1 protein-coding gene is annotated in these 1,170 nt (G+C 40.7%); it reads right to left on the bottom strand.

From position 1 onward, the window contains the following. Nucleotides 1–146: 146 nt before the first annotated feature. Nucleotides 147–992 carry a cell envelope integrity TolA family protein gene (locus ACNRUY_RS26545; RefSeq protein WP_488114671.1) on the bottom strand — a complete coding sequence of 282 codons (846 nt, stop codon included), beginning with the start codon at nt 990–992 and terminating at the stop codon, nt 147–149. Between the last annotated feature and the right edge of the window lie 178 nt (nt 993–1,170).

The raw sequence follows: 1,170 nt of genomic DNA, 5'->3' as shown, positions 1-1,170 counted from the left end.
AGAAAGTAATAAACCGAGAAGCTGTTTATCGTAAAGCGAAGGAGCAACACCCAGAACGCTGGGGAAGCCGCAATACCAGAAACTGGCAGTTACCCACTGAAGTATGGCTAAACCCTGAGCGATCAGAAAATCAGCAGCACTATGATTTAGCTGCATAGGTTGAGGCGACATCTTTCTTGAAAATCACCGGTACTGCGCTGTTTAAGCAAATTATATTTTCGACTCTCTGCTGAGGAATCAGTTTTTGATTTCACCCTTTTACTCTCAGAACCGGATGATTCAGACTCATTTTTTTTAGATTTCAATTGTTTCTTTAGTTTTGACACCTCAGCCCTAAGAATCTCTACTTCATTTTGGCTTTGGCCCCTCTCATCAAGCTTCGCTGCCAAGTCGATATTTTCCGCCTCTAATCGCCGTATTTTATCAGCTCTGATTCGCTCCCGATTCAACTCTTCCAACTGTTTTTTCTTAGCATTTTCTCTTGACCTGGCTCTACCACTTTGAGCTTTTTCAACTTCCGCATCTAGCTTCTCTTCAAGCCCCCTAGTCTTATCTTTTTCTTGTTGAAGGCTTATCTTCAGGTTATTATGCTCCCTACTAAGTTCTAACTGTTTATCTTCCAGTTCTTTTTTTTCTTTTTCGGACTTTTCTTTCTTTTCTTCCAGATTGCGAATTTCACGTCGAATCCTAATATGATGATCAATATAGTCAGTGGGCACTATCTGATTATCCCTAAAATAAAACTCATGAAAGACCGGAAACCCAAAATCAATAGACGCCAGTTCCATATGATCTGATGATAATACATAGTTATGCCCGGAGTGCAATGTAAGCACTGTAAAGCCATCTTGTTCTGTTAATCCTGTATTTTGTGGATTACCTACATAAACAACATTCTTTTGTAAACTGAAAGCAACCACTCCTTTTTTTTCATCCGGCAACTCTTGCAACGTCCAAATTCCCGCAGAAATAGATTCACTATCAAACAGCATCAGGCATAAGCAGAGAGCTTTACACCAACCCGTTAGTCGAATGGTCACCCACATCAGGGCAAAAACATGATCACCAATTGAACAGCGCCATCAAGAAACAGCCTGTATAATCAGGGTTTTTCCTGTCTTTCGATGTCTGCAAAAGCCCTGTTTTCCAAATTCTCCTCGCTCACTGATA

This window comes from Endozoicomonas sp. Z74 (assembly GCF_057680865.1).
This window is presented reverse-complemented; position numbering and strand designations above follow the sequence as displayed.